At 63.1% G+C, this 24,737-nt stretch carries 24 protein-coding genes and 1 tRNA gene; 12 read left to right on the top strand and 13 right to left on the bottom strand.

Annotation, left to right across the window (positions count from 1 at the left end; genetic code table 11):
* Positions 1 to 101: 101 nt before the first annotated feature.
* Entirely contained in the window at positions 102 to 1,124 is a 1,023-nt protein-coding gene (locus NCR34_RS18210) for a chemotaxis protein CheB (RefSeq protein ID WP_250500804.1), read from the top strand.
* 44 nt (positions 1,125 to 1,168) lie between these two features.
* Here NCR34_RS18210 and NCR34_RS18205 read toward each other — a convergent pair whose 3' ends face one another.
* Complete coding sequence (locus NCR34_RS18205) at positions 1,169 to 1,483, bottom strand: DUF4148 domain-containing protein (protein WP_250500803.1); 315 nt, start codon at positions 1,481 to 1,483, stop codon at positions 1,169 to 1,171.
* Between the two features lie 256 nt (positions 1,484 to 1,739).
* Between NCR34_RS18205 and NCR34_RS18200 the strand changes: the two genes are divergently transcribed.
* Positions 1,740 to 1,940: a hypothetical protein gene (locus NCR34_RS18200; RefSeq protein WP_248323078.1), complete on the top strand. Its 201-nt coding sequence runs from the start codon at positions 1,740 to 1,742 to the stop codon at positions 1,938 to 1,940.
* 60 nt (positions 1,941 to 2,000) lie between these two features.
* Here the strand turns inward: NCR34_RS18200 and NCR34_RS18195 are convergent, their stop codons facing one another.
* On the bottom strand, positions 2,001 to 2,912 hold the full coding sequence (locus NCR34_RS18195; protein ID WP_250500802.1) for a sterol desaturase family protein: 912 nt from the start codon (positions 2,910 to 2,912) through the stop codon (positions 2,001 to 2,003).
* A 216-nt stretch (positions 2,913 to 3,128) separates the two neighbouring features.
* Between NCR34_RS18195 and NCR34_RS18190 the strand changes: the two genes are divergently transcribed.
* Together NCR34_RS18190 and NCR34_RS18185 are read left to right on the top strand one after the other, a co-directional pair.
* Complete coding sequence (locus NCR34_RS18190) at positions 3,129 to 4,349, top strand: PepSY-associated TM helix domain-containing protein (protein WP_250500801.1); 1,221 nt, start codon at positions 3,129 to 3,131, stop codon at positions 4,347 to 4,349.
* Between the two features lie 172 nt (positions 4,350 to 4,521).
* The gene (locus tag NCR34_RS18185; protein WP_347879160.1) at positions 4,522 to 4,680 is read left to right on the top strand and encodes a hypothetical protein; all 159 of its coding nucleotides are present in this window, start codon (positions 4,522 to 4,524) and stop codon (positions 4,678 to 4,680) included.
* A gap of 88 nt (positions 4,681 to 4,768) precedes the next feature.
* Here the strand turns inward: NCR34_RS18185 and NCR34_RS18180 are convergent.
* Positions 4,769 to 4,845, bottom strand: a tRNA-Val gene (locus NCR34_RS18180).
* 191 nt (positions 4,846 to 5,036) lie between these two features.
* On the opposite strand from NCR34_RS18180, the gene NCR34_RS18175 reads away from it, so the two are divergent.
* Entirely contained in the window at positions 5,037 to 7,430 is a 2,394-nt protein-coding gene (locus NCR34_RS18175) for a putative bifunctional diguanylate cyclase/phosphodiesterase (RefSeq protein WP_250500800.1), read from the top strand.
* A 44-nt stretch (positions 7,431 to 7,474) separates the two neighbouring features.
* Here NCR34_RS18175 and NCR34_RS18170 read toward each other — a convergent pair whose 3' ends face one another.
* The gene (locus NCR34_RS18170; protein WP_250500897.1) at positions 7,475 to 8,239 is read right to left on the bottom strand and encodes a ParA family protein; all 765 of its coding nucleotides are present in this window, start codon (positions 8,237 to 8,239) and stop codon (positions 7,475 to 7,477) included.
* Between the two features lie 696 nt (positions 8,240 to 8,935).
* Between NCR34_RS18170 and NCR34_RS18165 the strand changes: the two genes are divergently transcribed.
* Complete coding sequence (locus NCR34_RS18165) at positions 8,936 to 9,673, top strand: bestrophin-like domain (protein WP_250500896.1); 738 nt, start codon at positions 8,936 to 8,938, stop codon at positions 9,671 to 9,673.
* Positions 9,674 to 9,727: 54 nt separating this feature from the next.
* On the opposite strand, the gene NCR34_RS18160 is transcribed toward NCR34_RS18165, so the two are convergent.
* Positions 9,728 to 10,480, bottom strand: coding sequence for an SDR family NAD(P)-dependent oxidoreductase (locus NCR34_RS18160; RefSeq protein WP_250500799.1), 753 nt, complete (start codon positions 10,478 to 10,480; stop codon positions 9,728 to 9,730).
* Positions 10,481 to 10,582: 102 nt separating this feature from the next.
* Between NCR34_RS18160 and NCR34_RS18155 the strand changes: the two genes are divergently transcribed.
* A complete protein-coding gene (locus NCR34_RS18155; RefSeq protein ID WP_250500798.1) occupies positions 10,583 to 11,533 on the top strand; it encodes a LysR family transcriptional regulator in 951 nt (316 codons plus the stop codon).
* Positions 11,534 to 11,577: 44 nt separating this feature from the next.
* Here NCR34_RS18155 and NCR34_RS18150 read toward each other — a convergent pair whose 3' ends face one another.
* Complete coding sequence (locus NCR34_RS18150; protein WP_250500797.1) at positions 11,578 to 13,200, bottom strand: acyl-CoA synthetase; 1,623 nt, start codon at positions 13,198 to 13,200, stop codon at positions 11,578 to 11,580.
* Positions 13,201 to 13,351: 151 nt separating this feature from the next.
* Here NCR34_RS18150 and NCR34_RS18145 point away from each other — a divergent pair, with 151 nt between their 5' ends.
* Positions 13,352 to 13,855, top strand: coding sequence for a ribonuclease (locus NCR34_RS18145; protein ID WP_250500796.1), 504 nt, complete (start codon positions 13,352 to 13,354; stop codon positions 13,853 to 13,855).
* A gap of 168 nt (positions 13,856 to 14,023) precedes the next feature.
* Here NCR34_RS18145 and NCR34_RS18140 read toward each other — a convergent pair whose 3' ends face one another.
* From NCR34_RS18140 to NCR34_RS18110, 7 genes are all read right to left on the bottom strand, one after another.
* Positions 14,024 to 15,244, bottom strand: coding sequence for a glycoside hydrolase family 88 protein (locus NCR34_RS18140; RefSeq protein ID WP_250500795.1), 1,221 nt, complete (start codon positions 15,242 to 15,244; stop codon positions 14,024 to 14,026).
* 116 nt (positions 15,245 to 15,360) lie between these two features.
* Entirely contained in the window at positions 15,361 to 16,257 is an 897-nt protein-coding gene (locus NCR34_RS18135) for a helix-turn-helix domain-containing protein (protein WP_248323088.1), read from the bottom strand.
* Positions 16,258 to 16,395: 138 nt separating this feature from the next.
* Entirely contained in the window at positions 16,396 to 16,869 is a 474-nt protein-coding gene (locus NCR34_RS18130) for a MaoC family dehydratase (protein ID WP_248323089.1), read from the bottom strand.
* On the bottom strand, positions 16,866 to 18,059 hold the full coding sequence (locus tag NCR34_RS18125) for a CaiB/BaiF CoA transferase family protein (protein ID WP_250500794.1): 1,194 nt from the start codon (positions 18,057 to 18,059) through the stop codon (positions 16,866 to 16,868). Before NCR34_RS18125 ends, NCR34_RS18130 begins: the two co-directional genes overlap by 4 nt.
* Positions 18,060 to 18,086: 27 nt before the next feature.
* Positions 18,087 to 19,250 carry an acyl-CoA dehydrogenase family protein gene (locus NCR34_RS18120; protein ID WP_250500793.1) on the bottom strand — a complete coding sequence of 388 codons (1,164 nt, stop codon included), beginning with the start codon at positions 19,248 to 19,250 and terminating at the stop codon, positions 18,087 to 18,089.
* Complete coding sequence (locus tag NCR34_RS18115; protein WP_250500792.1) at positions 19,247 to 20,059, bottom strand: enoyl-CoA hydratase/isomerase family protein; 813 nt, start codon at positions 20,057 to 20,059, stop codon at positions 19,247 to 19,249. The genes NCR34_RS18120 and NCR34_RS18115 overlap by 4 nt, the downstream gene beginning before the upstream one ends.
* A 4-nt stretch (positions 20,060 to 20,063) precedes the next feature.
* Positions 20,064 to 20,552 (bottom strand): MaoC family dehydratase, encoded by a 489-nt coding sequence (locus NCR34_RS18110; RefSeq protein WP_250500791.1) that lies wholly within the window; start codon positions 20,550 to 20,552, stop codon positions 20,064 to 20,066.
* A gap of 271 nt (positions 20,553 to 20,823) precedes the next feature.
* Here NCR34_RS18110 and NCR34_RS18105 point away from each other — a divergent pair, with 271 nt between their 5' ends.
* The 4 genes from NCR34_RS18105 (at position 20,824) to arsH (ending at position 24,711) form a co-directional block, all read left to right on the top strand.
* A complete protein-coding gene (locus tag NCR34_RS18105; RefSeq protein ID WP_250500790.1) occupies positions 20,824 to 21,858 on the top strand; it encodes a TRAP transporter substrate-binding protein in 1,035 nt (344 codons plus the stop codon).
* 50 nt (positions 21,859 to 21,908) lie between these two features.
* Positions 21,909 to 22,442: a TRAP transporter small permease gene (locus NCR34_RS18100; protein WP_248323095.1), complete on the top strand. Its 534-nt coding sequence runs from the start codon at positions 21,909 to 21,911 to the stop codon at positions 22,440 to 22,442.
* Between the two features lie 10 nt (positions 22,443 to 22,452).
* Positions 22,453 to 23,724 (top strand): TRAP transporter large permease, encoded by a 1,272-nt coding sequence (locus tag NCR34_RS18095; protein WP_250500789.1) that lies wholly within the window; start codon positions 22,453 to 22,455, stop codon positions 23,722 to 23,724.
* A gap of 222 nt (positions 23,725 to 23,946) precedes the next feature.
* Positions 23,947 to 24,711, top strand: coding sequence for an arsenical resistance protein ArsH (gene arsH, locus NCR34_RS18090; RefSeq protein WP_250500895.1), 765 nt, complete (start codon positions 23,947 to 23,949; stop codon positions 24,709 to 24,711).
* Positions 24,712 to 24,737 lie beyond the last annotated feature (26 nt).

Raw genomic sequence — 24,737 nt, 5'->3', positions numbered from 1 at the left:
CGGGCTGCGCGGCGTAAGCGCGTAGACTGTACCGAATGGACGTAATGGTCGACGTCTCGTCGCAACCGCGACGGCCGCCGATCCTGTCACAGGGGACAACAATGGACGCGCGAATTCAGCGGGACATCGTGGTCATCGGGGCGTCCGCGGGTGGCGTGCCCGCGCTCGGCGGACTGCTCGCCCGTCTGCCGGCACAGTTGCCCGCGACGCTCCTCATCGTCATGCATCTGTCGCCCTACGGACCGAGCGCGCTGCACACCATTCTGGCGCGCACGACGAACCTTCGGGTCGTCGCGGCGACCGACAACGCGCCTCTCGCGCACGGCACCGTCTTCGTCGCGACCACGGACCGGCATCTCATGCTCTCGAAAGAGGGCGTGCGAATCACGCGCGGCCCGAAGGAGTGCCGCGCGCGCCCGGCCGTGGACGTGCTGTTCCGCTCGGCGGCGGTGACATACGGCGAGCGCGTGATCGGCGTGATACTGACCGGCGCGCTCGACGACGGCACCGCCGGGCTCTGGGCGGTCAAGGACCACGGCGGACTCGCGTTCGTGCAGGACCCGCTGACAGCCGACCATCCGTCGATGCCCGAAAGCGCGATCGCGCACGTCGAGGTGGATTTCGTCGGCGACCTCGACGCACTGGCGGACAAGATCCTGAGTACGGTGGTCACGCCCGCTGGCAGCCCGACGCATCGCGTGTCCGCGCGCGCGTACGCTGCCATCGAGAACAAAATTTCGGAGACCGGAGATGGCGGGGAGGCGAGTTTCATGAAGCTCGGCAACATTTCGCGATACACATGTCCGGACTGCAACGGCGTGCTCATGCAGATAGAAGAAGGTCCGATTGTCCGGTTCAGATGCCACACGGGCCACGCGTTCTCGATCCAGACGCTGATCGCGGAAATCGACGAGGCCATCGACGGCGGTTTATGGACCACGCTGCGCGCCATCGAAGAGAGAATCATGCTGCTGCGCCAGATGGCCGATCTCGCTGAACGGGCCGGCTCCGCGCTCGACGCCGCCGCGTATCGCGAGCAGGCCGACGAAGCCGAGAAGCGCCTCGCGCCGCTGCGTCAACTCGTGCTGGACCCCGATTCGCTCGGGCATGCGCCAGCCGGGTGATCGCGGCGGCTGTGCGCTTGCGTTCGGCCATCGCGGGATGCAGGTCACTCGGCTTGCTGCGGGTTCCTAAGGCAGTCCGCCCGGAACCAGATATCCACCTGACGCTGCGCCGCTTGCAGATCCTCCGGATAGTACGGGTCGTACCATCTCGACGGATCGTAGCCCGCTTGCCTCAACGCCGTCAGTTCGCTTGCGTTGCGCTGTCGGTTCGGAGGCGCATTGCTCCGAAGCGCGGCGAGGTCGCGGCATTGTGTCGGACTTAAGTGCGTTGCGTTAGTCGGCGGCCCGCTGGCGGCGCAGCCCGCGAGCAGGCAGGCCAGTGCCGGGAGCATCGGCCATTTTGGCGGCAGGAATTTCATGGCGGTCGTTCCTTGGTTGAGTGCGCTGACAGGCATGAGCAAGGCAGATGCCTCAAGTCAGCCATCGCGGCCATACGAGTGTCTGCGCGACCAATGGATGCCTTTCGGAAAATATAATTAGGACCTTTGACGAAGCGCGTAAGACCTCGACCGACATATGATGACAAGCACCGGCGCCGCGCAATCGACACACGCGAAATATCTCGCGTCCTGCGCACGGTGACCGGTGCATCTCAATCGAAAGAGGATAGCCAACATGTACACAATCGACCGCGACGCACTCGCTCGCGCACAGCTTGCCGGCGGCGCCGCAAAAACCACCGGCGGCAGCGGCGCAACCTGCCCGGCCGGCGGCTCGACGCTGCCGTCCGGCGGCACCAGCACGCAGACCGGCACGGCCACGTCCGTCATCACGGTGAACGGCCAGCAAGTCATCAATCAGACCGTCACGTTCTGATTGCACGAAGCACGAAGGCGCGCCGTGCGTTCGCCTTCGTGCTTTCACGGCGTTGCGGAGTCAGGATGGCTCCATCGCTTTGCCGGCGTTTCTCGCGCGCTTCTGCAATGCTTCGGTCGTTTCCCCTTCGCCGTCGGGACGCCAGCCGGGCGGGCGAAGCAGAAAGCCGATCGCCTGAGAGACGCTCTTCGCGTGAAACACGTCTTTCGCGAGGCTCACCCAGTGCTCCATCTGAACGACGACCGGATTGCGCGACGTGGTCGGCGTCGTGAGACCGTAGCGGCACGGCTCGTCGGCGCGTTCCTCGACATACGTGCCGAACAGCCGGTCGAAGATGACCAGCACGCCTCCGAAGTTCGCATCGAGATACGCCGCGTTCGATGCATGGTGCACGCGGTGCGCAGACGGCGTGTTGAACACGTACTCGAGCCAGCCGAGCTTCGGGATCCATGTCGCGTGCAGCCAGAACTGGTAGAGCAGGTTGATCGACAGCGCGGCGAGCACCACTTCGGGCTTGAGGCCGAACCACACGAGCGGCGTGAAGAACAGCGCCGCGCCGGTAATCTTCGAGGTCCAGCCGAGCCGATACGCCGATGAAAGCGTCAACTGGTTCGGCGAATGATGGACCGCATGCGTCGCCCAGAAAAAGCGCACCGTGTGCGACGCGCGGTGATACCAGTAATAGCAGAACTCCATGCCGATGAAGAGCAGGAAGACGGTCAGCGGCGTGTTGCTCGTGACCGTGTGAATGCGGTGCTCCCACGCGAACGCGAAGAACGGCGTGGCGAGCGACAGCGGCACGAAGGCGAGCAGCTTGCGGCCGACCAGATCCGCGAGCGAGATCCACACCTCGTGCCAGGCGAACGCCTTGTCGGTGCCCTTATGTTTGCGGCTCAGCCAGACTGCTTCGATCATCGACGCCGCGAGCACGATGACGAGCACATACACCGATAACTTTCCGATCGCTTCCATGATTTCCGCCGTGGGTGGTTAGGCATGTGCGCACTGTAGCGATGGACCTCGTTAAAAACCACGCGCAACTTGTGTCGCGGGATGTCATGCGCTGTCGTGACGTTGAAGGCTTGCCCGGCCAGCGCATCGCCGCTACAATTGCGAACAATTCCTATTTAGTCGCGCGCGAGCCATGCCCGAAACCGTACGCTCATCCGTTATCGAGGCGCCGTCCGCATGAGGCGCGCGCTCGTGCGGCTGCATCGCTGGTTCGGCGTGGCGACCGCGCTGTTTCTGTTCGTCTCGGGGTTGACCGGCGCCATCATCGCGTGGGATCACGAAATCGACGCTTGGCTCAACCCCGCCTTCTTCCATGCGCAGAGTCGGGCCGCGCCGCTTGCGCCGCTCGAACTGGCGCGGCGCGTCGAGGCCGCCGATCCGCGCATTCAGGTGACGTATCTGCCGCTCGGCGTCGAGCCCGGCCGCACGGCGCAATTGATGGTCGTGCCGCGCACGAATCCGTCGACCGCTGCGCCGTATGCCATCGACTTCAATCAGATCGCCGTCGATCCCGCGACGGGCGCAGTGCAAGGGCGACGGATGTGGGGCGCGGTGTCGCTGGCGCGCATCGACCTGATGCCGTTCCTCTACAAGCTGCACTACACGCTGCATTTGCCGGTCGTAGGCGGATTCGATATCGGCACGTGGCTGCTCGGCATCGTCGGCATCGTGTGGTTCTTCGATAGCGGCATTGCGCTCGTGCTGTCGTTTCCGAGCGTGAAGGCGTGGCGCAAGTCGCTCGCGTTTCGTTTCAGGCGCGGCGGATACGCGCTCACGTTCGACCTGCACCGCTCCGGCGGCGTGTGGATCTGGGCGCTGCTCGTGATGGTGGCGCTCACGTCCGTTTCGATGAATCTGAGCGATCCGGTCGTTCGTCCGGTGGTCTCGCTGTTCTCGACGCTCTCGCGGTCGTTCACCGACAATGCCGCGCTCGTGCGCGCGGGTCCGGCGGGGAGCGCCCCCGCGACGCGCGAGCAGATTCTGGCCGCCGCCGCGAGCGATGCGAAGCGCGAGCACATCGCCGCGCCGATGGGCGCGCTGTACTACGTGCCGACGCTCGAAGCGTACGGCGTCGGCTTCTTCGCGCCGGGACAGGACCACGGCGACGGCGGGCTCGGCAATGCCTGGCTCTACTACAACGGCCATACGGGCACGCTCGCGGGCTCGTCGATACCGGGGCGCGGCTCCGCAGGCGACATCTTCATGCAGGCGCAGTTTCCACTGCATTCGGGGCGCATCATCGGCGTCGCGGGACGCATCGCGATCAGCGCGGTCGGGATTGCGGTGGCGGTGTTGAGTGCCACGGGCCTCATCATCTGGATGCGCAAACGCGCGGCGCGCCGGCATTCGGCCGCAGCCAACGCGCGGGCAGGGCGCGGTCAGTCGGTCGCTTCTTGACAGCCGTTGCGGCGGGCAAGCCTCGTCCCGGCGGTTCCATGCCACCGCCGCGCGTCTGTGGACGGTATAAAATCAGAAGTACCCGCCTCGCGCGCATAGCAGCCTGTGAATCATGGAACCGACTTCGAGTAAGGAAGCGCCTCGCAGGCGCCTGTCAAAGCGATCGCTCAATGTGCTGTCTGCACTGGTCGGGATTGCCACGCTCGTGCTCGGCGTCGGCTGGCTGGTTTATAGCTGGACGGTGGATCTGGAAGTGCCGTACTTCGCGATTCCGCTCGTGCTCACGGTGCCCGTGATCGCCGCCGTGGCGTTCCGGAACATGTGGGACTAGCGTTTCGATTGACCGACGAATGATCAAACGAAGGGAGAAAACAAAAACGCCGCGATGAACGCGGCGTTTTCGTTTGATGCAGATGCGTTGGTAGGCTCGATTGGACTCGAACCAACGACCCCCACCATGTCAAGGTGGTGCTCTAACCAGCTGAGCTACGAGCCTGTGAAGCCGCGCATTATAGAGACCCTCGCCGCGATGCACAAGCCCGGGGCTTCGAATTCTTCTCGCGCCGCAAACGAGCGCGGCGCACCGCGCTAAAGCATTTTCGCGGCCAGACGTAAACAAGAGCTAAGTCCTCTCTATCGCGGCCTCGTCAGTCGCTCGTACATTCACGCCCTCGCTTCGTGACGCCAATGTCTCATCAAACTGCCCCTGGCTCCACCGGCGCGCCGCGAACGAACCGAGGTTCCGCGCAGAACCAGGGTTTCCTGTCGTTCTTCCTGCATGCCTGCGCGAAGCACGCGGGCGTCTCCTGGCGCGACGCCGTCACGCCTCTTCTTGCGGCCGTGGGCGCGTATGCGCTCGTGCATCTGGCGCTTGCGTCCGTTTCGGCGCTCGGCGCGATGTGCGGCGGCGCGGTGGCCGCCGTCGTCGTCGGCACGCTTGCCTTGCGCCGCGCGCTCGGTGCGACCGCGCGGCACGATGCGACTGTGGCGCTCGTCAAGGCGCTGCTCGATGCCAATCGCGAATGTCTGAAGCTGCTCGACACGAACGGCCGCCTGCTCCGCATCTCCGAGTACGGCGCCGAACTCATGCGCGCGGCCGGCCCGGATCAATTGGCCGGCGCCGATTGGCTCGACTTCTGGAGCGGCAGCGAGGCAATCGCCGCGCGCGACGCCTTCGACGGCGCGCTGCAAGGATCGCGGACATCGTTCACGGGAACGTGCCCGACGACCGCCGGCGAGCCGAAGGTCTGGCAATCGCGGCTCATACCGGTCGAAAAGAGCGGCGGCGGCATCTACGGCGTGCTGTGCGCGTCGCTCGACGTGACGAAGGAAGCCGAACTCGCCGCCGACTTGCGGGCAAAAGAAGCCCTCATGTCCGAAATGGAAGCGCATATCGGGCTCTGTTTCTACTCGTACAGCGCGGACTTCAGCTATTTCCATCACATCAGCGCGGGCTGCGCGTCCGTGTTCGGCCTCTCGGCGTCGACGCTGCGCGAGCGCCCGGAAGCCTGGATGGACGTCGTGCTGCCCGAGGACCGGCCGATCGTTCAGGCGGCGATGCAGCGGATTGCCGAGACATCGGTCGGTGGACGCACGCAGTACCGCATTCGCGCGAACGGCGGCGAGATCCGCTGGGTGCAGAGCACCGCCTATCCGATTCTCGACGCCGCCGGAAACGTCGCGCGCGTGATCGGCGTGACGGAGGACGTGACGGCGGAGCAGGAACGGCTCGTCGAACTGGACCGGCTCGCCTACACCGATTCGCTCACCGGGCTCGCCAACCGCGGCGCGCTGGTGCGCGGCATCGAGGAACGCTGCCGGCAGGACACGACGTTCGCGTTGATGTTCGTGGATCTCGACCGCTTCAAGGTGCTCAACGATACGCTCGGTCATACGGCGGCCGACCGGCTGCTCAAATCGCTGAGCGAGGACATTCAGGCGTCGCTGCCGCCGGGCGCTTTCCTCGCGCGGCTCGGCGGCGACGAGTTCGCCGTGCTGATCGACGACGCGCAGGACAAGGATCATCTCGCCAGCATCGCGAAAAGCATTCTCGGCGCGTTGCGTCAAACGGGCGAGCCGACGCCCGCGGGCACCTTCGTTACGGCATCCATCGGCATTTCGGTGTTCCCGGAGAACGGCGCGGACCACGAAACGCTGCTGACGAGCGCCGACATTGCGATGTATGCGGCCAAGAAAGCCGGGCGCAACGGTTTCCGGTTCGCCGATCAGGTCGCGACGGGGCGGATCGTCGATTTCAGGCTGGAGCGCGACGTGCCCGCTGCGCTTGCCGCCAAGCAGTTTGTGCTGCATTACCAGCCGATTTATCAGCCGCATTCGCTCGAAATGTGCAGCGTCGAGGCGCTGATCCGCTGGCGGCATCCCGCGCACGGGCTCGTGCCGCCCGACGTGTTCATCCCGATCCTCGAAGAAAGCGGCTTTATCAACGAGGTCGGCGCGTGGGTGATGGACGAGGCATTGCGGCAGCTTGCGCAGTGGCGGCAAAGCGGCGCGCAGGGGCTCGGCGTGTCGGTCAACGTGTCCGCGCGCCAGTTGCGCGACGCGGCGATCGTCGATGTCGTCAACACCGCGCTGCGACGGCACGGGCTGCCGGCGTCGAGTCTCCAGCTCGAACTGACCGAGAGCGCATTGATGGAGAATCCCGAGCTCGCGCAACGCACGCTGCGGGCGCTGAAGGAACTGGGCGTGCGCATCGCGATCGACGATTTCGGGACCGGCTATTCGAGCTTGCGTTACCTGGCGGATTTCTCGCCCGATACGCTCAAGATCGACCGCTCGTTCATCGCGCGGCTGGAGAGCGACTTCGCGATTCACAAGATCGTGCGCGGCATCATTCAGCTTTCGCATGCGCTCGGCCTGACCGCGACGGCCGAGGGCGTGGAGTATCCGCCGCAGCTGCGGCTGCTGCGCGACGCGCAATGCGACTTCGTGCAGGGCTATCTGTTGAGCAAGCCGGTCGCGCCCGAGCAGGTTTTCGGGCTCTCTATCGTGGGAAGCGGTGCGGAAGGGAATGCAGGATCGGTCGCCGCGCAACACGCCGGGCCGGTGCCGCATACGGCGTGAGCGGGCGGCTGCCGGCGGGTGCTGGCGGGTGCTGGCGTATCGCGTCAGCCGTTCAGTTCGTCGTGCAGCGCGACGTATTCCTGCGCGAGCTTGTGGCGCGGTTCGAGATAAATCATCGGCCGCGCGTGCTGATGGCTCTCGCGAATCTTCACCGACGACGAAATGTGCGACGCGAGCACGGGCAGGTCTTCGGCGCGCAGTTCATCGACGAGCTTTTGCGGCAGACTGGCGCGCGGCTGAAACTGGTTGATGACGATGCCTTCGACCTTCAGATCGGGATTGTGGTCGTGGCGGATTTCCTGCACGTTTTCCAGCACCGAATACAGCGCGCGACGCGAGAAGTCGTCGCAATCGAACGGAACGAGACAGCGTTCGACGGCAATCAGCGCCGAGCGCGTGAAGAAATTGAGCGCGGGCGGCGTATCGATATAAACGGCGTCGTAATTCGACAGACCCTTGAGCGCGTCACGGAGCTTGTAGATTTTGTAGCGCGATTCCAGCTTGCTTTGCAGCGTGTCGAGGCTGGGATGCGACGGCACGATATCCAGATTCTCGAATGGCGTCGCATGAATGAACGTGTCGAACGCGGGCTCGCGAAAGCTGTAACTCAGCGCCGATTCGAAGAAGCTCGCAAGGTTCGGATGCGCGTCGTGCGCAGCGGCGCCGAGCAGATACTGACTCGCGTTGCCTTGCGGATCCAGATCGACGACGAGCGTGCGCAAACCGCGCGACGCGCTGATCGCCGCCAGATTACAGACGATAGTGGACTTGCCTACGCCACCCTTTTGATTGAAGACGACACGTCGCATCGACTGGCTTCCCCTGAATGTGTACGGGCGTTCTGAAAGGACAGCATCGGGCGCTGCATGCGCGAGCGTGAGGCGCAACGTCATGCGCCACGCGTGATAGTAGCGCATCGCTCTTTTTGACTCGAAGTCACGGTCAGCCGATACCGCGTGTTCACGCATTTCAAAGCCATTCGCAGCCGAGTACACTTTATTTGCGGTGTCTTTACCGCAAAAGGAGGTCGCGATGAAATTCGTCGAACTGTTCAGGCGCGCCAGGCGGGGCGTCACGGTCGGTCACGCCGGAGACGCGGAGCCTCATCACGAGGATCATTCAGGCTCCGTGCAGAAGCAAGCCAGAAAGCTATGGGACGCGGTCGGCCGCAGGCGTCATAAGAACGCGAAGTGGCATTAGCGTCCATGCGCCGGTGTCGCCAGATTGCCTGGGGCGATGCCGGCGTTCGTTCATTCATCAGGCGATGCGGTCGTTCGACTGTAGACGCCGATTAACACGGCTGTGTCGGCTGCGCCGCAAGCGTCGCGCACTGTTCGCGATACGCGGATTCAAACCATAGAAACGGCGTCGTTCTCCGCAAGCGCCTCTTGGCATGCACGCGAATTCACGCCTATAACTAGCTTTCAAGCGAAACGAGGCAAGCGAGCCTATGAGCCGGCGCATCGCGGTCTTCACGCGATGTCGAGTGACAGGATCACCCCGCAATACTCTTTGTCGTTCTGCTGGCCGTATTTATCGTCTCGATCGCGTTGGGTGTATTCGTTCTTCGCCGCATTGCGCCGCTGCGCGATGATGAACGCGATGATTTCAATGTCGTACAGGGCGCGACGCTCACTTTATTGGCCTTGCTGATCGGTTTTAGCATGTCGATGGCGGTCAGCCGCTATGACCAGCGAAAGACGCTCGAAGAAGCGGAGGCGAATGCGATCGGCACTGAATACGTGCAGGCCGATTTAGCCGATCCGCATATCGGCGCCATGATGAAGGCTGCATTAATCCGTTATGCACGCTTGCGCCTGACCGAATTCCAGACGTGTGACCGGGACGCGCGAAGCCGCCTCAATGCCGAAACGGCGGCGGTTCAGTCCGAGTTGTGGCAACTGGCAGTGCAGGTGGCGAAGGCTCAGCCGACGCCGATTTGGTCGCTCGTGGTGGCGGGCATGAACGACGCGCTCAACTCGCAAGACTATTCGGAAGCCGCCAGAATCAATCATATTCCGCTAGGCGTATGGGTCTTGATGATCCTGATCGCGCTCCTCGGATGCGCCGTTCAGGGCTATGGCGCGAAAGGCAAGCGCCGCACGGTGCTGCTCATGACCATTCTTCCCGTGACCATTTCCTTGTCGCTCACGTTGATTGCCGACATCGACAGTCCTCGTGGCGGGATCATACGCATTCAGCCGCAGAACCTGACGCGGCTGCTTCACGCGTTAGAGAAGTGATAGTGAATCGCGCATAGCGAAGCGCGACGGCGGCGCCGTCGCGCTCGCTCACACTCACACTTGCGCCTGTCCGCCGTCGACGAAGAGTTCGGCGCCGTTGACGAAGCTCGCGTCGTCCGACGCGAGGAAGAGCGCAGCGGCAGCGATTTCGTCCGGATCGCCGACGCGGCCCATCGGGATGCGCGACGCCAGATAGTCCAGCAAGCCTTGCTGCTGCGTGGCATCCGGGCCCGCGAGGTCGACGAGGCCGGGCGTCTTCGTCGCGCCGGGGCTGATGGTGTTCACGCGGATGCCGCGGTCCTTCAGGTCGAGAATCCAGCTGCGGGCGAAGTTGCGGATCGCCGCCTTCGACGCCGAATACACGCTGAATGCCGCCGTGCCTTCGGTGCCTGCGGTCGAGCCGGTCAGAATCACCGATGCGCCCTTCGACAACAACGGCAGCGCCTTCTGCACCGTGAAGAGCGTGCCCTTCACGTTGCGGTCGAACGTGTCGTGATAGTGCTCCTCGGTGATCTCGCCGAGCGGCACCATCGAGCCGCCGCCTGCGTTGGCGAACAGCACGTCGAGCCGGCCTTTTTCGCCGCGAATCTGCTCATACAGCGCGTCGAGTTGGTCGAGCTTCGAGGAATCGACGCGAACGCCCGTGGCGTTGTCGATCGAGGCCACTGCCGCGTCGAGCTCGCCCTGACGGCGGCCGGTGATATAGACGTGAGCGCCTTCGGCGGCAAAGCGTTTGGCGGTGGCGAGGCCGATGCCGCTGGTTGCGCCGGTAACGAGAGCGATCTTTCCTTCGAGCTTGCGTGCCATGATTCTTTCCCTATCCATTTTCGTTGAACGATGTGAGGAGAATATCGACGCCCGCGTCGTTTCGAAATAGACTGGCCTGCAAACCATCATTGCAGGAATGAAATGACGAAGCTCCCCGATTTCGAAGGGCTGGCGATGTTCGCAAAGGTGGCCGAGGAGGGCTCGTTCGCGGCGGCGGCGCGGACGATGGGCGTGTCCGTCGCGACGGTCTCGCGCGGCGTGGCGAGGCTCGAGGAGCGGCTCGGCGCGCGGCTTTTCAACCGAACGTCGCGCCAACTCGCGCTGACGGAATTCGGCGCCACCATCGCGGAGAAGGCGGGCGACATTTATCGGCAAGCCGAGGAGGCCGAGAACGCCGCGAGAGAGATGTCGGTGCAGCCGCGCGGGCTCATTCGCGTGGCCGTGCCCATGTCGTTCGGCGTGCGCTGGCTCGCGCCGTTGCTGCCCGAGTTCCTGCGCGCCTTTCCGGACATATCGCTGGACCTGCATTTGTCGGATGCGACGGTCGATATCGTCGCGCAGGGCTTCGATGCGGCGCTCAGAATCGCCGCGTTGCCCGATTCCTCGCTCGTGGCAAGGCGGCTGTGCGCGGTCTCGCAGTTGCTCGTCGCTTCGCCGGCCTATCTCGAACGATTCGGCCGGCCGACGCATCCGCGCGACCTGATCGGCCGGCCGTGCCTCTCGTATGCCTACCGCGCGGGCACCGAAGTCTGGCGCTTCGTGAACGACGCCGGCGACGAGGAACCGGTGACGCCGGTCGGCCCCTTGCGCGTCACGAATTCGGATGCGCTACTGCCCACTTTGCTCGATGGACTCGCCATTGCGGAACTGCCCGAGTTCATCGCGGGCGAATACCTCGCCGACGGGCGGCTGGAAGCGATTCTGACCGACTGGCACCTGACTCGAGGCGGGCTTTACTTCGTCACGCCATCGGCGCGGGCGCGTCCGGCGAGAGTGACGGCGCTGGCCGATTTTCTGGCTGCGCATCTCGCGGAACCGGCCTGGCATTCGCCGCATGCCAAGGCGGCTGCGCGCGGCAAGCGGCGCGCCTAGTGGAGCGCCGACGCCGATGCAGCGTGCCGTCGTTGCGTCAACCGCTAGCTGCTTCTCAACTCGCGCCGGATGAGCTTTCCGGTCGATGTCATCGGGAGCGATTCACGATATTCGATCAAGCGCGGATATTCGTGCGCCGCGAGACGCGTGCGCACATGGTCCTGCAGTTCGCGAGTCAGTTCGTCGCTGGGCGAGAAGCCGTCGCTCAGAACGACGCACGCTTTGACGATCTCGGTGCGCTCGGCATCCGGCACGCCGACGACCGCCACCAGCCGAACGGCGGGATGCCCGAGCAAGCAATCTTCGATAGGTCCCGGCCCGATGCGATAGCCTGCGCTCGTGATGACGTCGTCGTTGCGGCCCACATAGTGGATGAAGCCGTCGCTGTCCATGCGGCCCAGATCGCCCGTGAGCAGGTAATCGCCCGCGAACTTCTCGGCTGTCGCCGCCGGATTGTTCCAGTAGCCCAGGAACATGACGGGGTCCGGCGCTTTGATCGCGATGTTGCCGATCTCATCCACCGGCTGCACGACGCCGTGGTCGTTCACCACGCGCACGTCGTGCCCCGGCGCCGCGCGTCCGATTGCGCCAGGCCGGGCCGGAAACCAGTTGCCGCATGAGGAGACGACCATGTTGCATTCGGTCTGACCGTAGAACTCGTTGATGGTGATGCCAAGTGCTTCACGCCCCCAGGTCAGAAGCTCGGTGCCTAAGGATTCGCCTCCGCTTGCGACGGAGCGCAGCCGCAGATTCCATCGCTCGCGCGGCGACTTTTCGGTGCGCAGCATCTTGAGGGCCGTCGGCGGCAGAAAGACGTGCGTCACGTTGTGGCGGCTCATCAGATCGAACGCCGCGCTTGCACTGAACTTGTCGAAGCGATGCGAGACAACGGTCGCGCCGTGGTGCAGCGCGGGCAGCAGAACATCGAGCAGGCCGCCGATCCAAGCCCAGTCCGCGGGCGTCCAGAACGTGTCGGTCTGGCTGATCGACCCGCCATGCGACATCTCCACCCCCGGCAAATGGCCGAGCAGCACGCGCTGCGCGTGCAACGCGCCCTTCGGCTTGCCGGTGGTGCCGGACGTGTAGATGATGACGGCGGGGTCATCGGCTCTTGTCGCCACAGGCTCGAAGGTGTCGATCTGCGCGGCGAGCGCCGTGTCGAAGTTCTCGACTGCGCTGCTCGCTTCAGGCTGCGCGCCTGTCACGAAGACCGTGCGCAGCGCGGGCAACCGGTCACGGATGCCTGCGATCTTTCGCGCGCCCGCGGCATCGGTCACGAGCACGCTGGCTCCGCTGTCGCGCAAGCGAAACTCCAGCGCTTCCTCGCCGAAGAGCGCAAAGAGCGGCACCGAGATCGCGCCGAGTTTGAACGCGGCGATATGCGCGATGGCCGTCTGCGGCGATTGCGCGATCAGGATCGCAACCCGGCTGCCTTGCACGATGCCATGCGCCCGAAAGCAGTTGGCGGCCCGGTTGCTCTGGCTTCGCAACTCCGCGAAGGTCATCCGTTCGATGCTGCCGTCGCGATGTTCGTGGATCAACGCGGTGTCGTCGGGACGGGAGGCTGCCCACTTGTCGCAGACGTCCACGCCGATGTTGTAATGCTCGGGAATGGCCCAGCGAAAGCTATCGACCGCGGCTTCGTAACTGGTTTGTTTCGACAGCATCGTCTCGCTCCTTTGTAGTCTCGTCGATTGTGCCAGCGTATCGCGAATTTCTTGGTATGCCGCGACGATTCCGCAGGACGATGAGCGTCGAAACAAATCCGCGCCTCGCATTGATGCCCCTCGCCACTAGCGATATGCTTGAACCGTCGCGATGGTCGAATGCAAGTCAACCGGAGACAACGGCTTGGTCAAGCGCGCATGGATCTACCCCTGCTTGTTCGCCTTGAGCGCGGTGCTGGGCGGATGCAACAAGAGCGGCTCGCAGAACGCCAGTCAGGAGCCGGGCGCGGCCGCGAGTCAGGCGCCGGCACAGGCCAGCGCGGCGAGCGGCATAGCGGCCGCATCGGGCGCGCAAGAGCGCGGTGCGTTGCCATCTGTCGGCCGGGCGCAACTGCCGGGCGAAGCTGCCGACACGCTGCGTCTGATCAAGGCGGGCGGCCCGTTCCCGTATCGGGACGACGGCGTGGTGTTTCGTAATAGCGCCGCGTTGCTGCCCCAGCAGCCTCGCGGGTATTACCACACTTACACTGTCCGCACGCCGGGTTCGACGGATCGCGGGCAACGCCGCATCGTATGCGGCGGCGCGCGCAGACAGACCAGCGAGTGTTATTACACCGACGATTATTACGCGAGCTTTAGGCGTATTGCGGAGTGATGCAAGGAAGTTGCAAGAGCCTTGTTGTTACTAACACTGGTTCAGCGTATGCAAAGCCGTGTACACGTCGTGGGAACAAGGCCGTGTGATGATGCGTGCTCGACTGATCGTCTTCGATGCGTACGCGCTCAGCTTCATGCCGGCCTTCTGAAGCGAAGCGCGTGAGGCTCAAGCGAGCGGAATGCGCGCGTCACCGAGCGGCCGCAGCTTACCCGGATGCACGGCACGGCAGAGCGCCTCGACGAAGAAGAAATCGCCAAACATGGTCGCGCCATCCACGCCGATGTTATGGGGCTTCGAATAGCACGAGTTGTGTAGCAAGCCGTGTTGGCCGTCCTTCGTGAATTCTTTGCGACATAATGCTTCGAGCATCGCGGTGCCGTGGCGATGCCACTTTGCGCCGACCTGCGTATCCGGATGCACACGCGCCATTTCTAGCAACGCCGATGCAACCACCGCAGCGGCCGCCGTGTCCTTGATTTCGGCATTGCGGCCTTTGGCGTCGAAGTCCCACGGCGGCACCTGACGCCCTTCCAGGCGACGCAGATAGTAGTCGGCAAGACGTTCGGCGAGGTCGAGGTACTTGCGCTTGCCGGTTTCGCGCGCAGAGTTGACGTAACCGTAAATCGCCCATGCCTGACCACGGCTCCACGCGGATTCGTCGAACGCGCCCTGAAACGTATAGCCGCGTTTGCGCGTGCCGCTTTCCACGTCGTATTCGACGGCGTGGTATGTCGAGTCGTCATCGCGCACGAAGGCGCGCGCAGTCATCTCGGCGTGGGCATCGGCCGCTTGCCGGTAGCTGCCGTCGTCGGAATGATTCGCGGCCCAGTAGAGCAGCGACAAATTCGCCATTGTGTCGATTGCGGATGCGCTTCGGCCACGCGGATCCGACAGCGGTCCCCATGACGCGAGATAAGCGCCGTCGCGAGTCGTCACGAGGCGCGCGCGCAGTTTGTCGGCGGCTTCGAGCGCCAAGTCCGCGAACCATTCGTCGCCGGTGATGTGATGCCCCGGCACGGCGCTGCTATCGAAAATGAAGCCGATGTCGTGCGTATTCGGGTCTTGCGCTCGCTGCCCGACGAGCAGCATCCGGGCACGCGCCCATTCGAGGAACCGCACCTCGCCGGTATGCAGATACGACGTCAGCAGAAGCCCGACCCAGAAGCCGCAGAACCAGTTGCCGTGGCTCCACGCGTCACCGTCATAGCCGGCGGAAAGCGAGGCGGGCAGACGCACCCATTGGCCGTCGGGACCGGTCACTTGCGGAAATTCGACGCCGAACGTGAGTTCGTCGGCGGCCACTTTCTTTGCAGTCTTATCTAGCGTTTCGCGAAACAGCCTGATCTGTTCTTCGGATAGCGCCATCGGATTCGTTGCGTTCGACACGGTGTCTCCTTGAGTTCGTCATGCGCAGGATGATTCTAAAAAGAGCCTGCGCGATGACGTTAGGATGAAACGCGTGAACTGTTGGACATTTCCGCACTCAGGCGGCGCATGACGAATCAGATATGCAGCTTGTCGAGGCTGCGCCGGTAGTCTATCGGTGAGCGGCCTGTGTGCTTGCGAAAACAGCGGCTGAAATAGGCGGGATCGTCGAAAGACAGCATGGAGGCGATCTCTGCCACATTTACTTCGGAATGAAGCAGCAAACGCTTGGCCTCGAGCATCACGCGTTCCCGAATGAGTTTGGGCGCGGTGCTCCCTAATGCTTGCCGCGTTGCCTCGTTGAGAGCCCGTTCGGTCACGTTCAGAAGGCGCGCATAGTCGGACGCTTCGTTCACCGAACGAAAATGCTTCTCTAGCAAACTCTTGAAGCGGCGCGAGAGCAACACGCTGCGCGACGCGGCGGCGTCGCGCATGGCGGCGGCGTCGCACATGCGCGCCACCTTGATCAGGAACACATGCAGCCAGGCCCATATCGCGTCGGTGTAGCCGACTTGCTCATCGCGGTACTCTTCGCGGATTCCGTCCATCACGCGCGAGAGTTCGCGGACCTGCGCATCATTCAGATGCAGGCACGCCCCGAGCTGTTCGAAGTTGTAGACAGGTACCTCGGTCTCGGTGTGGCGGTTCTGTACGCGAAACGCGAAAAACTCGGACGAGAAGCTGATCGAATAACCGAGCGTATCCGCGGAGAGATCCAGATCGTGAATCTGGCCCGGCGTCATGAAGTACAGCGTATTGGGACGGACTTCGTAGCGCACGGAATCGATCACGTGCGAGCCACTGCCGGCGATTACCCACATCACGTGATAGAAGTCGTGGCGATGCGGATAGACGAGCGTCGATTTCAGCGCCTCGATTGGCGCGAGGTGAAAGTCCGGCGTCTTGACGTGCGCGCCGTATTCGTAGTCCTCGATCCTAATGACCGGAACGTGACAACAACAAGCGGTATCCAACTGTCTCCTCCCTGTTGGCGGCGCTATGTCTCGCGCCTGCCAGCCTGCCCGAGAATCGCGGGCCACTGCACGAAGTGTAGCGGTGCAGTGACCGTCGACGTTACTGGCATTTACACCATGCAAGGTGCGCTGCGGAGGTCATGCGGCGAGATTGCGGGCCATCAGCGCCTGGTCGAAGCGCAGTTCTTTCAGCGCGGATAGCCCGCTCAGCACGACACGTCCTTGCTGGTTTCGAACGGTCGTATCCATAACGAGGATACGCTTTGCCGGCTTCTTCTCGACGACGCACACGTTGATCGTCACCGTGTCGCCGATATAAACCGGCCCGAGAAAGCGCAGCTCCTGCCCGACATAAGCGAAGCCTGGGCCCGTGAGTTCCGTGTGGGCTGCCGACACGAGCGCGGCCGTCAAAAGCCCATGCACCACGCGCCGTCCGAAGGGCGAGCACTCGGCGAACGCATCTTCCATGTGCAGCGGGTTCAGGTCGCCGGACAGACGTCCGAATGCGTTCACTTCAGCTTCTGTCACCGTATGCACGATCACCTGCGTGCGGCCGATGTCGACATCCTCGAAGCGCAGGAGCGCCGGCCAGTTGTTCGGTTGTGCGCTCATGCTTCTCTCCTCGATGTCAACGCAATACCGCCCTCGACATAGGCGTCGATCTCTTGCGGTGTGTAACCCAGTTCCGCGAGCACTTCGCGGGTATGTTGTCCCTGTTTCGGCGGATGACGGCGCAAGGGCGGCGTCTCGCCGTCATAGCGGACAGGATGCGCGAGCACGCGCACGGGCCCCGCCTGCTCATGCTCGAACGATACGATCATCTGATTATGCAAAACCTGCGGGTCGTGCTCGACCTGTTCGTAGTCGTTGACGGGCGCGAACCAGATGTCGTGTTCCTCGAAGGTATGCATCCACTCTGCCGTAGTGCGCGTCTTGAGCGTGTCGTAGACAAGGCGATTGATTTCCTCGCGGCGCCGGACGTTATCCTTCGGATGCGTGAACTCCGCAAGGGCGGGACACGCCAACGCGCCCGCGAGTTTCTGTACAGGCGTGAGCGACATCGCGATGTAGCCGTCGCGCGTCTGATACACGCCATAGGGCGCGGGATGAAACCGGCTGCCGGTCGGCGGATGCGTGCGCGCCCAGAGCGGCCCCTTGTTCATGTAGTACGTGAAGGGCTCGATTTGCAGATCGAGCGCGGCGTTGAGCAGATTGCTCTCCACTCGCGTGCCCACGCCGGTACGCTCGCGCGCCTGCAAAGCGGCCACCACGCCGAATGCGGCCAGCGCGGCGGCATGCTGATCGACGATCGCCGAGCCGACCGGCGTCGGTGGCGACTCCGCATCGCCGGAGAGCATGGTCATGCCGCTCATCGCCTGAAGCAGCAAGTCCTGCCCCGGACGCTTCAGATACGGGCCGGACGAACCATATCCCGTGCATGAGCAGTAGACGAGGCGAGGATTGACCTCATGCACCTGTGCATAGCCGAAGCCCATCTTGTCCAGCACGCCGGGCCGATAGTTTTCGATGAGCACGTCCGCTTCGCGGATCAGACGCCACACGATCTCGCGTGCGGATTCCTCCCGCAGATCGAGCGAGATGCTCCGTTGATTGCGGTTGCCGAGCAGAAAGAACACGCTCACGCCTTCGACGAAGGCATCCGCGCCGGTCCAGCCGCGTTCGAATGCGCCGCCCGGCGGCTCGATCTTGATGACATCCGCGCCCACGTCGGCCAGCATCTGCACGGCGGCGGGCCCTTGCAAGAAGTGCGTGAAGCTCAGTACCTTGATGCCTTCCAGCATAACGTTCCCCTCGGTTCGGAAGCGCGTTCACGCGAGCAGCGTGCGCGCGATGATCATGCGTTGTATTTCCGATGTGCCTTCCACGATCTCTAGCACCTTGGCATCGCCGAATGCGCGGGCGACCGCGAACTCGGCCATCACGCCGTATCCGCCATGAATCTGCACCGCCTGATGCGCGGCCTTCATCGCGTGTTCGGTGGCGAAGAGCTTGGCCTGCGAAGCCTGTGCGTCGAACGGCAAGCCGGCATCCTTGAGCGCCGCGGCGTCGTAGAGCATGAGACGCGCGGCATGGGCATCGGTGGCCATGTCGGCAACCTTGAACTGAAGCCCTTGAAACTCGGCGATGGCGCGCCCGAACGCGCGCCGCTCTTTCATGTACGCCGTCGAACGTTCCAGCGACCCTTGCAAGATGCCGAGTGCAAGCGCGCCGATGAGAATGCGCCCGGTGCTAATCTGCGCCAATGTCTGACGCAGCCCCGCGCCGCGTTCGCCTAGAAGCTGATTCGCCGGAATGGCGCAGCGGTCGAAGAACAGTTCATGCGTGATGGATGCGCGCCAGCCGATCTTGCGCAGCTTGCGTCCCTTGCTGAAGCCCGGCGTCCCCTGAGGCACGATGAAATTGGAGATCTCCTTGCGGCCGTCGGGTCGCGTGCCCGTCGCGGCCGCGATCACCGTCGGCCCGCCTATCTCCGTGCCCGAATTGCTGATGAAGGTCTTCGCCCCGTCGATGATCCACTGCTCGCCGTCGAAGACCGCCCGCGTGCCGATGTTCGCCGCATCGGAACCTGCGTCCGGCTCGGAAAGACCGATGGAACCGATCTGCGTGCCGTCGAGAATGGGCCGCAAATAGCGGGCTTTCTGTTCGGTCGTGCCGTAGTTGTTCAGCAGGCTCGCGACCGTCGAATTCGCCATCAGCGCATTGGCGACGGCGCAATCCACGCGGGCGAGTTCTTCGAGCACGATCACGAAGGAGAGCCAGTCGCCACCGCCGCCGCCGTACGCTTCCGGGTACGGCAAACCGGTGAAGCCGAGTTCGCATGCATGTCGCCAGAGCGCATACGGAAACGCCTCGTGCTCCCAGAGCGATTCCGATTGCGGTGCGACTTCGTTTTCCGCGAAGCGTCGCACGGCTTCGCGAATCATCGTGTGCTGTTCGCCGAGCCAGTGAGGTTGATTGAGCGTTGTCGTCATGGCGTGACCGGTGCAAGTTGGGTTCGGGCCGTGCGTCGCGCGGACTGGCGTTCCAGGAATTGCCGCAGCCCAGCCCGCGCGCCTTCGCTCGAAAAGTTCACCGCGTATTGCGCGGCTTCGAAATCGAGCCCCGCCGACAAGGGCAACTCGTTCGCGCGGTTCAGGGCCCGCTTGGACATTTCGACCGCGAACGGATCGTAGGCAGCGAGCGTCGCCGCCAAAGACTGCACCGCATCGAAGAGCTCGTCAGGAGCCGCTAGCCCGTGAATGAAGCCGAACGGCTCGCATTCCTGCGCGGAGAAGCGTCTGCCGCTCATGACGAAGCGTTTGGCGCACGCGAGCCCCATCTTGGCGACGGCGAGTTGCGTGCCGCCCCAGCCGGGCATCGTGTTGAGCGTGATTTCCGGGAACGCGAAGCTCGCGTTCGTCGAGGCCACGATGAAGTCGCACGCAAGCGCGAGTTCGAAGCCGCCGCCGAGCGCATAGCCGTTGACCATCGCGATGGTCGGCTTCGCGCAATCGTGCAGGCGCAGAAGAGCGCGCTGGCCGGCCACCATGTCGCGATAGGCGGCGACGCCATCAAGAGAGACGAGGCGCTCGATATCGTTGCCCGCGGCGAAGGCTTTGGCGCCGCTGCCTGTGATCGCGATAACGCGCGTCGCTTCGTCGGCGAGGGCTTCTTCGATGCTGGCAGAAAGCGACTCCAGCATCTCGGGCGTGAATGCGTTGAGCTTGTCGGCGCGGTTGAGTGTCAAAAGACGCAGGCTGCCGTGCTGCGTGGTAAGGACGGGAAGCGGGCTTTTCTGCATGGTTTCACAGCACTTTGAGATAGGTCTTGCCGGATGCCACGACGACGCCGTCCTGGCGTGTCACATCGGCGGCGAACACACAGACGTTGCGTTCCTCGTCCTTCTCTTCGAGCGTCAGACGAGCAGTCACGGTATCGCCAATGAATACCGGTGCATTGAACGTGATGTCATAGCGATACGACACCGCGCCGGGGCTAGGCGCCTTTTGCGCCATATGGCCCATGACGGTCGAGAGGAACCCGACGGACAAGCAGCCTTGCGCGATGCGCCGCTCGAAGCGCGTGCCTTTCGCATATTCCTCGTTCAGATGCACGGCGTAAAAGTCGCCGACGATGCCGGCAAAGCCGTAGATGTCGTATTCGGAAACGGTTTTCGCAAAATCGGCTGTGTCGCCGATTGCATAGCAATCCATATGAGGACGTTTGGCCATGTCGTGAGTTGTCTTGATGGGTCGTGGTCGGTTGCGTGAATACGGTGCGATGCGTTCTGACACCGTGCCTTTAGCGAGGAACCCACTTTAATGAGAGCCCGCCTGCGACCGGTAGGACGGTTCGCGCGATCTTTTGGACTTTTTTGCAGCGCGCGGGATCACGCAGGACGGCACCGTAAAAAAGTCCAAGAAATTCGAAAACCGGTCCTAACGCACCATCGCTGCGATCACAAATACTTGCGACAACCCGCTGGCCTACAGGCATGTCGCAAGACGGCAATCTGCCGATGCGAGGCATGGGCCGGGCGGTGTCCATATCGAGCAAGGAGACAACATGAGTTCGCTTTCCAGAGCGCAGAGCATGCTGCGCGTGGCGATGAGCGCGGTGCTTGCCGCAGTGTGCGTATCTGCATCGACGGGCGCTATCGCGCAAGACAAGGTCGTGATGAAACTGGGCCACACGCTTGCGCCCGACAATCACTATCAACTCACGGCGCAGGTGTTCGCCAAGGAAGTCGTGGCGCGCACGCATGGCCATGTCGAAATACAACTGTTCCCGCAATCACAGCTGGGCGGCGAAGTACAGATGACACAGGCGCTGCGCACCGGTACGCAAGACCTGATGATTTCCGCGCAGGCGCCCATCGACAACACGATCAAGCAGTGGCAGATATTCGACATGCCGTACCTCTTCTCCAGCATGGACGAAGCGAACGCCGTGCTGCAAGGTCCGGTCGGCCGCAAGTACCTCGACATGATGAAGCCCGTGAACATGATCGGCCTCACGTGGCTCGCGGTGGGCGAACGCAATCTGTTCACCACCAAGCGCCCCGTCAATTCGCTTGCGGACATGAAGGACCTCAAGGTGCGGGTGATGCAGAGCCCCGGCTATATCGCGGGCTACAAGGCGCTCGGCGCCAATCCGACACCGCTCGCCTACAACCAGTTGTTCCTCGCGCTTTCGCAGGGTCTCGTCGATGGCGCCGACACTTCACCGGAACAGTTCGTACAAGACAAGTTCTCGGATGTCGCCAAGCATTTCTATGTGACGCACGTGAACTATCTGCCGGTCGTGCTGGCGATGAGCAAGGCCTCATGGGACAAGCTCTCGCCCGCGGATCAAAAGGCGTTTCAGGAGTCCGCGAAGATCGCGGCCGACTACGACTTGAAGGAATACAAGCGCGAATACGACGCCGCTATCGCCGCGATGAAGTCCAAGGGCATTCAGGTCACGACGGTCGACACGGCACCGTGGGCGCAAGCGACGAAGTCTGCGCGCGAAGAACTGATCGGGAAGATTCCGGACGGCCCGGCGCTGTATCAGGAAATCAATACGGCCAAGCAAGCGTCGGCGGTCGCGTCGAAATGAAGGATGCGAACGACGCCCGTGGTTCCAACCCGGCATCGGAGGTGACACGCATGGAAAAGCTCGCTCGCGGCTTGATGTTCGTCGACGACATCGTGCTCAAGATCAATCTGTTTGTCTGTAGCTGCCTGCTGCTCGCGGCGGTGATCGTTGCCGGACTCGGGGTGTTCTTTCGCTTCGTGCTGCACGATTCACTGTCGTGGTCGGACGAAGTGTCGGCTTATCTTTTCGTGTGGCTGACGTGTCTGGGCGCCGCAGCCGGAGTGAAGTTGCGCGCGCATCCGGAAGTGCGCGTGCTGGCGGACCGCATGCCTGCTGCCATCGCGCCGCTGCTGAAGGACTTCACGGACTGCGCGATTCTCGCACTCGGCGCGGTGTTCGTGCTGTACGGCACCGACATGCTCGCGCTGATGGGCACCGAAACCGCCGCGTCCATTCCGATTTCGATGGTGTATCCGTATCTTTCGATCCCCGTGTGCGGCGCGCTGCTCGCGTTTCACTCGCTCGTGCGCATCGTCGTATCGCATCTCGCGCCGCAGGCGCAGACCGATGCCGCGCTGATCGAAGGCGTGTCCGAACATCTCTAGGATAAACATCATGTGGGCAATCGCTTTTGGAGCAGGGCTGCTGGGGTTGGGCGTGCCGGTGGCCATCTGCATCGGCATAGCGGCGACCATCGCGCTGTCGATCAACGGCACGCCGCTGCTCGTCATTCCGCAGCAACTGTTCTCGAACCTCAACAACGTGGGTCTGCTCGCCATACCGTTCTTCATGTTGACGGGTGCGATCATGGACGCGGGTGGCGTGTCGAAGCGCATCATCGAGTTCTCGCAAGCGCTCGTGGGCTTCATGCGCGGCGGCATCGGTCAGGTAACGATCGTCGCGAGCATGTTCTTCGCGGACTTGTCCGGCTCGGCGACGGCGGACACTGCCGCGATCGGCTCCGTGATGATTCCCGGCATGGTCAAGAAGGGCTATAACCGTGCATTCGCGGTGGCGCTGCAATCGGCGGCGGGATCGCTCGGGCTGCTGTCGCCCGTGTCGATGAGCATGCTGGTCTATGCGTACACGGCGAACGTTTCGGTGGGCACCATGTTCATCGCGGGCATCTTGCCGATGCTGCTCGTGGTCGCGTCGTTCATGATCGTCAATTACGTGACGGCCGTTAAGCATGACTACAGCGCGGTCGAGCCGTTCGATGCGCGCAAGCTCTGGACGACGTTCCGCGAGGCATTCTGGGCGCTGCTCACGCCGGTCATCATTCTGGGCGGCATCCTCGGCGGCATTTTGACGCCGGTCGAGGCGGGAGTCGTCGCAGCGGTCTATGTGACGTTGGTAAGCGCGTTCATTTTCCGTACGCTCAAGCTCTCGCATTTCAAGGACATACTCGTTCGCACTTCGGTGAACACCACGCGCGTATCGTTCCTGCTCGGGCTTGCATTCGTGCTCGGGCGATATCTGATCGAAGCGCAGATTCCGCTGCACGTGGCGAACAGTTTCCTCGCGATCACCACGAGCGCCATCGTGCTGCTGATCCTGATCAACCTGTTCCTCATTGCGGCGCATACCGTGCTTGAAACCATTTCGAGCATCGCGGTCGTGATTCCGGTATTCTTGCCGCTCGTCGTGCAGATGCATATCGATCCGATCGTGTTCGGCGTGATCGTGCTCATCAACTCGGCCATCGGCATCAATCTGCCGCCGATCGGTTTCTGCCTGTTCACGGCGGCGTCCATAGGCGGCGTGTCGGTGGAGAAGGCGACGCGCGCGATTCTCCCGTTTATCTTCGCGCTGGTCGTCGACCTTCTGCTGATCATCTTCTTTCCGCATATCCCGCAGTTCCTTCCGCATCTGCTGGGCGCGAAGTGAACGTATGGAGATGGCGTCCGCTTCGCAGCAATAAGGCGTGAGCGAGGCTTACCTCGGCGGGGGTAAGCCTCTTCGGCTCTGAGTCCGGCGCTGCGCTGGCGAAGTGCCGGTCGTGGTGTTCGTCGTGGGCGTCGTCAGCCGAGGCAGCGCTGGTATGATGCGCGCTCAGGCTGAGGACAACAATCGATGAGCGACGCTAACCAACGGCCGGAGCCCCCGCTGATGCCTTCCGACTTGCCCAACGTCACACTGCCCTTACTCGACACGCCGGACCTCGACAAGCTCGCGCCGCGCGTCGTCTCGACGCACGCGCCGCGCATCTTGTTGCTCTATGGCTCGCTGCGTCCCACGTCGTACAGCCGCTTGTTGACGCTCGAAGCTGAGCGCATTCTCCGGCACTTCGGCGCCGAAACGAAGGTCTTCGATCCGCATGACCTGCCGATCGCCGACAGCGTTCCGGCCGATCATCCGAAGGTCGTCGAGCTTCGCAAGCTGTCGGAGTGGTCGGAGGGACAAGTCTGGTGCAGCCCCGAGCGCCACGGCACGCTGACCGCCGTGTTCAAGAATCAGATCGACTGGCTGCCGCTCGAACTCGGCGGCGTTCGTCCGACGCAGGGCCGCAAGCTCGCCGTGATGCAGGTCTGCGGGGGATCGCAGTCGTTCAATGCGGTCAACGCGCTGCGCGTGCTGGGCCGCTGGATGCGCATGGTGACGATCCCGAACCAGTCGTCGGTGGCGAAGGCGTATCAGGAATTCGATGCGAACGGGCGCATGAAGCCGTCGTCGTACTATGACCGCGTCGTGGATGTCATGGAGGAGTTGTACAAGTTCACGCTGCTCGTGCGCGACCGCTCCGATTACCTGACGGACCGCTATAGCGAGCGGAAGGAAAAAGCGCCGGCCGTGGCGGCGACGCTCGCGAACGCTGCGATGAGCCATGAGCGCGATGCGAAGACCGCGGACAGCGACGACGGGGAAGTGGAATAGCGGGGCGGGCAGCACCCGCGTCAACC

Source organism: Caballeronia sp. GAWG1-5s-s, from assembly GCF_023631445.1.
Taxonomy (GTDB): Bacteria; Pseudomonadota; Gammaproteobacteria; order Burkholderiales; family Burkholderiaceae; genus Caballeronia.
This window is presented reverse-complemented; position numbering and strand designations above follow the sequence as displayed.

Bases quoted from the DNA above. Each gene is read 5' to 3' on its own strand.
- NCR34_RS18160 (WP_250500799.1), bottom strand. From the start codon at position 10,480: ATGGCACGCAAGCTCGAAGGAAAGATCGCTCTCGTTACCGGCGCAACC.
- NCR34_RS18205 (WP_250500803.1), bottom strand. From the start codon at position 1,483: ATGAAATTCCTGCCGCCAAAATGGCCGATGCTCCCGGCACTGGCCTGC.
- NCR34_RS18175 (WP_250500800.1), top strand. From the start codon at position 5,037: ATGTCTCATCAAACTGCCCCTGGCTCCACCGGCGCGCCGCGAACGAAC.
- arsH (WP_250500895.1), top strand. From the start codon at position 23,947: ATGCCTTCCGACTTGCCCAACGTCACACTGCCCTTACTCGACACGCCG.
- NCR34_RS18195 (WP_250500802.1), bottom strand. From the start codon at position 2,912: ATGGAAGCGATCGGAAAGTTATCGGTGTATGTGCTCGTCATCGTGCTC.
- NCR34_RS18105 (WP_250500790.1), top strand. From the start codon at position 20,824: ATGAGTTCGCTTTCCAGAGCGCAGAGCATGCTGCGCGTGGCGATGAGC.
- NCR34_RS18170 (WP_250500897.1), bottom strand. From the start codon at position 8,239: ATGCGACGTGTCGTCTTCAATCAAAAGGGTGGCGTAGGCAAGTCCACT.
- NCR34_RS18190 (WP_250500801.1), top strand. From the start codon at position 3,129: ATGAGGCGCGCGCTCGTGCGGCTGCATCGCTGGTTCGGCGTGGCGACC.
- NCR34_RS18150 (WP_250500797.1), bottom strand. From the start codon at position 13,200: ATGCTGTCGAAACAAACCAGTTACGAAGCCGCGGTCGATAGCTTTCGC.
- NCR34_RS18200 (WP_248323078.1), top strand. From the start codon at position 1,740: ATGTACACAATCGACCGCGACGCACTCGCTCGCGCACAGCTTGCCGGC.
- NCR34_RS18095 (WP_250500789.1), top strand. From the start codon at position 22,453: ATGTGGGCAATCGCTTTTGGAGCAGGGCTGCTGGGGTTGGGCGTGCCG.
- NCR34_RS18145 (WP_250500796.1), top strand. From the start codon at position 13,352: ATGGTCGAATGCAAGTCAACCGGAGACAACGGCTTGGTCAAGCGCGCA.
- NCR34_RS18210 (WP_250500804.1), top strand. From the start codon at position 102: ATGGACGCGCGAATTCAGCGGGACATCGTGGTCATCGGGGCGTCCGCG.
- NCR34_RS18120 (WP_250500793.1), bottom strand. From the start codon at position 19,250: ATGACGACAACGCTCAATCAACCTCACTGGCTCGGCGAACAGCACACG.
- NCR34_RS18155 (WP_250500798.1), top strand. From the start codon at position 10,583: ATGACGAAGCTCCCCGATTTCGAAGGGCTGGCGATGTTCGCAAAGGTG.
- NCR34_RS18100 (WP_248323095.1), top strand. From the start codon at position 21,909: ATGGAAAAGCTCGCTCGCGGCTTGATGTTCGTCGACGACATCGTGCTC.
- NCR34_RS18125 (WP_250500794.1), bottom strand. From the start codon at position 18,059: ATGCTGGAAGGCATCAAGGTACTGAGCTTCACGCACTTCTTGCAAGGG.
- NCR34_RS18130 (WP_248323089.1), bottom strand. From the start codon at position 16,869: ATGAGCGCACAACCGAACAACTGGCCGGCGCTCCTGCGCTTCGAGGAT.
- NCR34_RS18115 (WP_250500792.1), bottom strand. From the start codon at position 20,059: ATGCAGAAAAGCCCGCTTCCCGTCCTTACCACGCAGCACGGCAGCCTG.